This window comes from Pedobacter sp. HMWF019, from assembly GCF_003061025.1.
Classification (GTDB): domain Bacteria; phylum Bacteroidota; class Bacteroidia; order Sphingobacteriales; family Sphingobacteriaceae; genus Pedobacter.
This window is the reverse complement of the sequence record NZ_QAIL01000049.1, coordinates 1-9,418: the sequence shown is the minus strand read 5'-3', so window position 1 is coordinate 9,418 and position 9,418 is coordinate 1. Positions and strand designations below refer to the sequence as shown.

Sequence of the window (9,418 nt, the reverse complement as noted above, 5' to 3'; positions counted from 1 at the left end):
ATCTTCGGTAGAAATAAAATATGCAAGAATGAGCGTCATGTGGTCTACAGTTGTAAATAAAGGGTATTATGTCAAACGATAGTGTTTGTGAGCTGATTGATAACTCATTTTTTTTAATTGACAGAAAATATCAGTTGGCCTACTATAAAATAGAGTCATTACATTTCGTGGGAAGTTTTTTGGAAAAAAATCCCATAAGTGGGGAGCAAATTGTAGAATTGATTGCCCACAGGTATAAAAGGACCTTAATGAGATTGCTTTCTAAATGTTTTGAAGGCAGATGTTTTAGTATAGAAAAGAGATTACCGGTTGCCAATGCAAATGATCATATTTTGCTTATTACCTTTACCCCTATAGAAAAGGACGGAAGAATTGAGCATGTGGCCTGTACGATATTTAGTGACAGCGTCAATGCAAGACAATTGAAACTGATCAATGAATATTCTCATTTAACTTCGCATCAATTGCGTGCGCCCATCACAAATATTCTAAGCCTGTCTAATGCAACTAATCATGTTTCTTTGGAATCTTATGATACGGTAAAGATCAACCAGCTGCTGAGCGATATCAATACACAGGCAGGGAAATTAGATAACATCATCCGTATGCTGAATTCTCTGCTTCATGAAGGGGGACAGGAGGATTATGGACCTGGAATAGAAGGGATGAAAAGTAAACATATCGTTTTGGTAGATGATGATGTGATTACCAATAAGATCCATCAAATGCTGATCAGTAAATTACAGATGGATAAGCGGGTTGTTTTGTTTGATAAACCCGAACAGGCACTTCAATATGTATTGGAAAATACGCCAGACTTAATCTTGCTGGATTTGCATATGCCGGAGATAGATGGCTGGAAATTTTTACAGTTGCTGGAAGAACACCATATTGAAACGGATGTGATTATTGTTTCGTCTTCTATTGATCCTGTAGAACGCACACGTGCACAGCAATTTATCTGTGTTAAGGACTTTTTGACCAAGCCCTTAACCTATGATAAAGTAAAACTGATTTTTGATAATTAGCTTTCTCTGTTCATCAGCTCATTGGCCAGGCCGCTGATTTCCTCTTTTTGCTGTTTTGGTACATTGATTGCCGATAAAGCAGCAAAGGCTTTATCAAGATAATACCTCATTTGTTCTGTGGCAAGCCCCTTTACATCATATTGGTTGTATAGTGTTGTAACGCGTTCAATTTTAAGTAAGGTGTCTTTATTGCCCGCCTGCTGATTCAGAAGCAAGTTGTCTTCGTGGTTTACCATTTCCTGAAGTTTTAGCAGCAGATAAGTCTTTTTGTTCGCAATGATATCACCGCCTACTTGTTTGCCAAATTTCTCCGGATCACCGTAAACATCCAGAATATCATCCTGAAGCTGGAAGGCAATTCCAAGATTTTCACCAAAGTCATAGATCAGGTTTGCATCTGCTTCAGTTGCGCCGCCTACAATGGCACCAATTTTCATGGCACCCCCAACTAATACAGCAGTCTTTAGCCTGATCATATCAATGTATTCCTCGATGCTGACATCTTCACGGCTTTCGAATTCCATATCAAGCTGCTGTCCTTCGCATACGCCCTGGGCTGTTGCATTAAAGGTGTCCAGGACTTCTTTTAAGACACTAACTTTTACTTTGGTGAGTAGTTTGTTTGATTCCACCATCATCACGTCTCCGCTAAGGATAGCATTGTTGGTGCCCCATTTTTCATGAACAGTCTGCTGGCCACGGCGCAGGGGGGCGTTATCCATAATGTCGTCGTGGATGAGGGTGAAATTATGGAAGGTTTCAATAGCAAGAGCCGCAGGAAGTGCTTCGTCTAAAGAGCCATTAAACAGATCTGCAGCGAGCAGGACCAGTGCCGGGCGTAATCTTTTGCCGCCCAGGTTCATAATATAGGAGATTGGATCGTAAAGGTTTTTGGGGTGATTTGAATAGCTGAGCCCTTTAATTGCTTTTTCTATAATTTCCTGTAATTCAGAAGTCGTGTGCATTCGTCTTTATTGCCGTATGTGTTTTGTTATGTGTTAATTAAGGATTTTGAAGGAGTGTAAAATCAATTTGACGTTTCGAAAGGTCTACTTTTTTTACTTTAACCTGCACTTCATCGCCCAATTGGTATTTTTTCTTTTTACGCTGACCGATGATGCAATAGTTCTTTTCATCAAGTACGTAAAAATCATCTGCAATGTCTCTGAGCCTGATCATTCCTTCACATTTGTTGTCGATCAGTTCGACATACATACCCCATTCGGTAACCCCGGATATAATGCCGGTGAAGATATTTCCAATATTCTCTTCCAGATATTCTACTTGTTTGTATTTGATGGACGCACGCTCTGCATCTGCGGCACGTTTTTCCATGGCCGAAGAATGCGAGGATGCAATTTCATACTGTTCTTCGTTCGCTGATTTTTCTCCGTTAAGATAAGAGGCAAGTAAGCGGTGAACCATTACATCGGGATATCTTCTGATCGGAGAGGTGAAATGTGTGTAATGGTCAAAGGCCAGGCCGTAATGACTGGTTTTTTTAGTGGTATACACTGCCTTGGCCATAGAGCGGATGGCCAGTTGGGTAAGTACATTCTGTTCTTTTTTACCTTCTACGTCTTCCATCAGGAAGTTCAGTGATTTGGCGATTTCCTTATCGGATTTCATATTGATCTTATAGCCAAAACGCGAGGCGAAGAGTGCGAAGTTATTTAGTGTCTCCAGGTTTGGGGAGTCGTGGGAGCGGTATACGAAAGTGTACTTTTGCTTTCCTTTTCCTTTTTTGGCAACGAATTCTGCTACTTTTTTGTTGGCCAGCAACATAAAATCTTCAATGAGTTTATGAGCATCTTTACGTTCTTTTACATAAACACCGATCGGTTTGCCGGTTTCATCCAGTTTAAATTTAACTTCAGTGCTTTCAAAACTAATGGCACCGGCTTTAAATTTTTTATCCCGAAGGATGTAAGCGAGTTCGTTCAGTTTGAGAATTTCTTCAGCAAAATCGCCTGCTTTTGATTCAATGACTTCCTGTGCTTCTTCATAACTGAATCTTCTGTCGGAATGGATTACCGTTCTGCCAAACCATTCGTTGTGGATATTGGCTTTGTCATCGAGTTCAAATACAGCGGCAAAGCAAAGCTTGTCTTCATGCGGGCGTAAAGAACATACCCCATTGCTTAAGCGTTCAGGCAGCATCGGGATTACCCGGTCTACCAGGTATACGGAGGTTGCTCTGGCATAGGCTTCTTTATCTAAAGCGCTGTTAGGAATCACATAATGAGAAACGTCTGCAATGTGTACACCAACTTCATAATGTCCGTTCTCTAGTTTTTTGAAAGAGATGGCATCATCAAAATCCTTGGCATCTGCCGGATCTATGGTAAAAGTGGTGGTCGCCCGGAAATCTTTCCGGCCTTTGAGTTCTGCTTTTGTAACCTGTTCAGGAATGGCATTGGCTTCTTTTTCAACTTCGGGAGGGAAGGTGAGCGGGAAACCATATTGTGCAAGAATGGCGTTCATTTCTGTATCATTCTCGCCTTGCTCTCCCAATATATGTGTAATCTTTCCAATAGGATTTTTGGCTTCCTCCGGCCAGTCTGTAATGGTGACCTGTACCTTCTGACCGTTTTTTGCACCGTTTAAATCGCTTAAAGGCACAAAAATGTCATGGAGCATTTTCCGGTCGTCTATCGCTACAAAAGCGAAGCGTTCGGAAATTTTGATTACACCGATAAAATCTGTTTTTGCCCGTTCCAGGATCTCTACAACTTCGCCTTCGTTTTTACGGCCGCTTTTCTTTGCATAGATGTAAACTTTTACCTTATCGCCATGCAGCGCATTGTGCAGCTTGCGGGCAGATATATAAATGTCTTTTTCAAATTCGTCGTCGGGAACAACATAGCCAGAACCGTCGGTTGTAATGTCTACTTTTCCAATGATAAAGGTTTTTAGATCCTTTAAACGAAACTTGCCTTTTTCAGCTTCAATGAAGGTGCCTTTGTGCGCTTGATCTTTGAGCACTTCCAGGATGGTTTCCCTGGAAGCCGCATCAGTTATGTTGAGTTTTGCAGATACTTGTTTGTAATTCAGAGCTTCTTTGCTCTTGGTGAGCACATCGCTGATCAGCTGTGTGAGCACTTTTGTTAGGTGAGATGATTTATTCTTTGCCATAATTAATTTATGAATCACCCCGAAGGTAGCAATTTGAAGCGAAAAATAAACCTGAATCTGGTTAAAAGGGGTATAAAGCCCTTAAAAGTGCCAGTGCATTCCCATATTTAGGTAATAATTGGAAGCCAGTTTTGAGGTTGGACCCTGGTCAAACATTTTAGAGAGTTTCTTTTCTCCAAACTGATAGGTCCGTAAAAAGACCATACCACCGCCAATTACAAAATCAAGGCGTTTAAAATGCCATTTGTTTTCCAATCCGGCGGGTAATTCCCATGAGCTTAACATCCTTCTCTTGTCTCCAAGGGTTTCTGTATCGTATGACATTAAACGAGGTTTGAAAACCAAGGCCAGGTCTGTCCTTTTATTGATCTGATAGGCGTAACTGATTGTATTGACAAAGCCGGAACCTGCGTCTCCATCGGGCAGGCTAACGTCCAGTTTAAATTTATCTCCGGTTTTCCATTGAACAATAAGTGCGGGCCATACCATTGGTGTGCCGTAAGCATTGTTCAAAAAGGCTCCAAAACCAAAGGTAAAGTTGGGACTGTATCTTTTTATAAAGGCCACACCTCCGTTCAGAAACAGATCTTTTTCGTTCACCTTTTCCATATCAGAATAGACACCTGCAGAAAGGGCATATAATATACTCCAGCTTTTATTTAAACTGTGCAGGTGCTGGATGCCTAAGTCTGCGCTGACCAGTCTGGAAGGGAAAACCTGCTGTTCGTAATTTTTATTTTGCAGATCTGTATACGAGCCGCTCAGTGTAGCTGTCCATTTGCTATAGGTACCTTTAAGCGTGTCGATTTTATTGGAAAGATCGAAACCAAGTCCTAATTCAGCCCGGCTCATACTGGTTTTGGCTGTAGATTTGGTGGTCTCATTGGGCCTGATGAATCTGGATTCTGGAAAATAGGTGCCGCTTGCCCGGATGTCTGTGAGTTTGATCTGGGCAAATACCTGTGCTGGCTTTCCCATTAGAAATATAACCAGAAACGACAACGTGGTTATAAGGAGGTGTTGCTGAGTGATTTTCATGTTTTTTTTAAGGTGTGACAACCAATCCCCATTTTACCACTACGGTCAAAAGAATAAATTGTATTTTAGCTTCCAAAGCAATTGCCCGTACAGATGATGGAAGAACAAGAAAGAAAGACCAGGAATGAAATTGTTATGATCGTGATTAAGGCGGTTGTATATATCGTGCTGGTCTATTTCAAGATCAATGTTCCCCCGGTATATAAACATTATCCTGTGATTGCACAGGCCGCGGAGGCCCTTTTTGTGTTCCTGGGTCCTAGTTTGACCGTTTCCGCAATCCGGCTGGTGATCATTTTCTGGTACATCAAAAAACATAAGTTCAAGAGCAATATAAAAGACAATTTTATCCTGGGTATTAACCGGATCGTATCCATTCTAAATACAGTCTTTTTTGCCCTGGCCTTTATGGTTTTCCTGGGGGTTGACCCAATTAAATTTCTGACGAGTATCACCATAGTAGCGGCAGCCATTGCGCTGACTTTTAAAGATTATATTACCAATATGATCAATGGGCTAATCATTATGTTCTCCGACCGGCTTTCTCTTGGAGATCATATCCGGGTACATGACATTGAAGGTAAGATCATAGATATTACCTTGATCAATATGATCCTGCAAAATGAAGATAATGATATGGTGATCATTCCCAACTCCGTGGTTTTTAGCTCCGTAATTGTAAATCAATCTAAACAGAACATCAAAAAGCTTAGTGTGGAGTTTCAAATGTTACTTCATTTTGGTTATACGCCCGAGTATTTGGAAAATCATTTAAGACAGGTAGTTATGCCATATTCTGGCTTTATTATGTTAGATGGACTGACTGTGAAAACAATGGCCATCAGTAAAGATGAAGCCAGGTTTAAAGTCCAGGTTCTACTGAATCAATATGATAAAGTCAAAGAAAGAGAGATCAGACGTGCATTAAATACCGCAGTTATGAAGCTGGCTGTTCAGGACCAGAAATTATAAATACAGTGTATTTGTACCCGGGATAGCAGCAATCAGTTTTTTGGTATAGTCTGCCCTGGGATGGCTATAGATATCTTCCGGAAAACCTTGTTCTTCAATTTTACCTTTGTTCATCACAATCATCCGGTCGGAGATATGTTTAACAACGGCGAGGTCGTGGGAGATAAAGATATAGGTTAAACCTAATTCCTGCTGCAATTGTCTTAACAGGTTTAGTACCTGGGCCTGAACGGAAACATCGAGCGCGGAAACAGATTCGTCACATATGATGAACTTAGGTTCAAGAGCCAGGGCCCTGGCAATCACAATGCGTTGACGTTGCCCGCCTGAAAACTCGTGCGGATATCTGTCAAAATGCATTGCATTCAAACCCACTTTCTCCAGTAAGCTGATCACATGCGCTTTGCGTTGCTGATCATTGTGGTGTAAATGGTGAACTTGGAGGGGTTCCATAATTGCATTGCCGGCCGTCATCCTGGGATTTAAAGAAGAATAGGGGTCTTGAAAGATAATCTGAATGTCTTTCCTTATTCTTTTTAAGTCGTTCCTGCGCAGGCTGCAAAGATCTGTTTCATTAAAGATCACTGTACCCGATGTGGGGTCGGTTAGTCTTAAAATACTTCTTCCGAGGGTGGTTTTTCCACAACCGGATTCACCTACCAGACCCAGGGTTTCACCTGGATATACATTGAAGGTGATGTCATCCACAGCTTTCACATAATTGCTGACCTTACCAAACCATCCCGGGTTAACCGGGTACCAGGTGCAGAGGTTCCGAACCTGGAGGAGTGGGGGCTGGGCATAGAGTTCCGCTCTTCGTGCTGCTATCTCTTCTGTGGTATAGCTATTGGCTTCCAGCAGATGCTGGATAGGCTGGTCTTGTTTGGCCTCTAGAAAATCAGATATGGTAGGTAAAACTTTAAGTACCCTGCATGGGCTTGGCCTGCAAGCCAGCAGTCCTTTGGTATAAGGGTGTTTCGGACTTTTGAAAATTTGTTCTACTGTTCCTTGTTCCACTATTTTTCCTTTGTACATCACTGCAACTTCATCTGCAATCTCACTTACTACACCGAGATCATGAGAGATGAAGATCATGGCCATATCTCTTTCTTCTTTAAGCTTGGCCAGCAATTGCAATATAGTTTTCTGTACCGTAACATCTAAAGCTGTGGTCGGTTCATCCGCAATAAGAAGGTCTGGATTGCAGCTCAGCGCCATGGCGATCATCACCCTTTGTTTTTGTCCACCCGATAACTGATGTGGGTAACTGTTAAAAATGCGTTCGGGCTGGGGCAGCTGTACTTCTTCAAACAACTGAAGAGTATGCTGCTTAGCTACTTCTTTACTTAATTTCTGATGTAGGATAACGGCCTCGATGACCTGATCTCCACAAGTAAAAACGGGATTGAGTGAGGTCATGGGTTCCTGAAAGATCATAGATATCTTATTGCCACGGTATTTTCCGATCTCTTCTTCCGAAAGATTAAGCAAATTGATGGTCTCAAACTCAATGTCTCCTTCAACTCTGGTGCTCCGGGGATTGTGAAGCCGCATGATGGAGAATGAGGTTACCGATTTTCCTGAACCAGATTCACCTACAATTCCAAGAACCCTTCCTTTTTCAAGGGTAAAATTAATCTGGTTTACAGCCGGAGTCCAGGATTTGTCCTCTTCATTCAGGAACTGGACGGCGAGATTTTTTACGTTTAACATCAGATTACCAAGATAAGGAAATTTATGCCTCAAATTCCGTCAGTTTCTTCTATTTTTGTGCCATGGAAAGAGAAATTCTGGATACTAAGCGTAAAGCCTTAAAGATCAATTTAGATCCTAAAATTTACGGAACTTTTGCAGAAATTGGAGCAGGCCAGGAAGTGGCACGTAATTTTTTTACCGCTGGAGCGGCTTCAGGTACGGTTGCTAAAACCATGTCGGCCTATGATATGACATTTAGTGACGCGATTTATGGAGCTGAAGAGTCGGGCAGGTATGTGAGCCAGTCCCGCTTAAGTAAAATGTTAAATCATGAATATGGTTTGTTGAATGAGAGGTTAAGTGGTGAAAAATACGACGACAGAACCTTTTTTGCTTTTGCAGATACAGTTACCACCTTAAATTACAATAAGTCTAATGATCCGCATGGCTGGATTGGAATTAAATTTCAAGCCGAGCCTGGTGGTGAATCCAATGAAATTGTATTCCATGTGAGGTTGCTGGATACGGATTCTGCTTTGCAGCAAAACGTTCTGGGAATTATTGGTGTGAATTTGGTGTATGCTGCGTTTTATTTCCATCACGATCCTAAAACGATGATTGAGTCGCTGGCAGATAACCTGACTGTTGGTTCTGTAGAAATCGACCTGATTTCGGTGAACGGCCCTGCATTTCAAGAGGTGAACAATATTCTGCTGAACTTATATCTGATTGTTAAAGACTTTTCCAGTGCGGCTATCTTTGATTCCCTTGGAAGGCCTTGCTTGCCAAAGGATCTTCTGTATAAAAAGGATATTATGATTCTGCGGACGAAATATGCACAGAAATCAAATCCGAACTTTAGTATGTTGAATAAGGCTGTTGATCAGTTTGTACGTACAGAGAATGTGAAGAAGGATAATTTGAGTGTACTGATTGAAGTATTGCTTTCCAATGTTTTGTCTGAAGATGAAAACTGGACGGATAACCTTGATCTGCGTGCGGTAGCTAAAAGGGCAGAGGAGATGTGTAATACCGGTAACCTGGTGATCGTATCGAACTTTGCAAGACATAATAAGCTGGCTAAATACCTGGACAGGTGCAAACCTAAAAGTGTGGGGATTTCGACCAATATCAATAACTTGAAATTTGTATTCAACTCGAGCAATTTTGGAGATAATTATTCCAGCATGTTGTTGAGTTATGTAAGTGATATGTTCAGTAAAAATGTTAAGCTTTTTGCTTATCCTTTTCTGGACAAGAAGACCAGTGAGGTGATTACCAGTGCAAACATGCCGGTTACACCAGATGCAAAACCTTTGTTCGATTTCTTGATCATTAATGGATACATTACTGATATCAGAGATTACAGTGAGGGAGATGTGAAAACGGTTTAGTATTACTTTTAATATAATAAGAAGGCCCTGCAAATTTTGCAGGGCCTTCTTATTTAAATCTATTTTGCCTGATAATTTCTTAGAACTTATAGGCTAAAGTTGTGATGAACTGACGTGGAGGGATAGGGTTTACACTGTAGTTCTCATGAACATAGT

Annotated in this window: 7 protein-coding genes; 3 read left to right on the top strand and 4 right to left on the bottom strand. The window is 41.3% G+C overall.

The window, feature by feature from the left end; all coding sequences use genetic code 11:
• The first annotated feature begins 68 nt into the window (after window positions 1-68).
• Entirely contained in the window at window positions 69-1,028 is a 960-nt protein-coding gene (locus DBR11_RS03540; protein ID WP_108550240.1) for a response regulator, read from the top strand.
• Here DBR11_RS03540 and DBR11_RS03535 read toward each other — a convergent pair.
• The 3 genes from DBR11_RS03535 to DBR11_RS03525 form a co-directional block, all read right to left on the bottom strand.
• Window positions 1,025-1,993, bottom strand: coding sequence for a polyprenyl synthetase family protein (locus DBR11_RS03535; protein WP_108550239.1), 969 nt, complete (start codon window positions 1,991-1,993; stop codon window positions 1,025-1,027). The genes DBR11_RS03540 and DBR11_RS03535 overlap by 4 nt on opposite strands.
• A 37-nt stretch (window positions 1,994-2,030) precedes the next feature.
• Window positions 2,031-4,163: a ribonuclease R gene (rnr, locus tag DBR11_RS03530; RefSeq protein WP_108550238.1), complete on the bottom strand. Its 2,133-nt coding sequence runs from the start codon at window positions 4,161-4,163 to the stop codon at window positions 2,031-2,033.
• 81 nt (window positions 4,164-4,244) lie between these two features.
• A complete protein-coding gene (locus tag DBR11_RS03525) occupies window positions 4,245-5,201 on the bottom strand; it encodes a DUF6268 family outer membrane beta-barrel protein (protein WP_158275196.1) in 957 nt (318 codons plus the stop codon).
• 93 nt (window positions 5,202-5,294) lie between these two features.
• Between DBR11_RS03525 and DBR11_RS03520 the strand changes: the two genes are divergently transcribed.
• Window positions 5,295-6,173 carry a mechanosensitive ion channel family protein gene (locus DBR11_RS03520; RefSeq protein ID WP_108550236.1) on the top strand — a complete coding sequence of 293 codons (879 nt, stop codon included), beginning with the start codon at window positions 5,295-5,297 and terminating at the stop codon, window positions 6,171-6,173.
• Here the strand turns inward: DBR11_RS03520 and DBR11_RS03515 are convergent.
• Window positions 6,168-7,886 (bottom strand): ABC transporter ATP-binding protein, encoded by a 1,719-nt coding sequence (locus DBR11_RS03515; RefSeq protein ID WP_108550235.1) that lies wholly within the window; start codon window positions 7,884-7,886, stop codon window positions 6,168-6,170. The two genes, DBR11_RS03520 and DBR11_RS03515, sit on opposite strands and share 6 nt — an antisense overlap.
• A 62-nt stretch (window positions 7,887-7,948) precedes the next feature.
• Between DBR11_RS03515 and DBR11_RS03510 the strand changes: the two genes are divergently transcribed.
• The gene (locus tag DBR11_RS03510; protein WP_108550234.1) at window positions 7,949-9,262 is read left to right on the top strand and encodes a nicotinamide mononucleotide adenylyltransferase; all 1,314 of its coding nucleotides are present in this window, start codon (window positions 7,949-7,951) and stop codon (window positions 9,260-9,262) included.
• Window positions 9,263-9,418 lie beyond the last annotated feature (156 nt).

Coding starts and splice junctions, on each gene's coding strand:
- DBR11_RS03540 (WP_108550240.1), top strand. CDS start 69: ATGTCAAACGATAGTGTTTGTGAGCTGATTGATAACTCATTTTTTTTA.
- DBR11_RS03535 (WP_108550239.1), bottom strand. CDS start 1,993: ATGCACACGACTTCTGAATTACAGGAAATTATAGAAAAAGCAATTAAA.
- rnr (WP_108550238.1), bottom strand. CDS start 4,163: ATGGCAAAGAATAAATCATCTCACCTAACAAAAGTGCTCACACAGCTG.
- DBR11_RS03525 (WP_158275196.1), bottom strand. CDS start 5,201: ATGAAAATCACTCAGCAACACCTCCTTATAACCACGTTGTCGTTTCTG.
- DBR11_RS03520 (WP_108550236.1), top strand. CDS start 5,295: ATGATGGAAGAACAAGAAAGAAAGACCAGGAATGAAATTGTTATGATC.
- DBR11_RS03515 (WP_108550235.1), bottom strand. CDS start 7,886: ATGTTAAACGTAAAAAATCTCGCCGTCCAGTTCCTGAATGAAGAGGAC.
- DBR11_RS03510 (WP_108550234.1), top strand. CDS start 7,949: ATGGAAAGAGAAATTCTGGATACTAAGCGTAAAGCCTTAAAGATCAAT.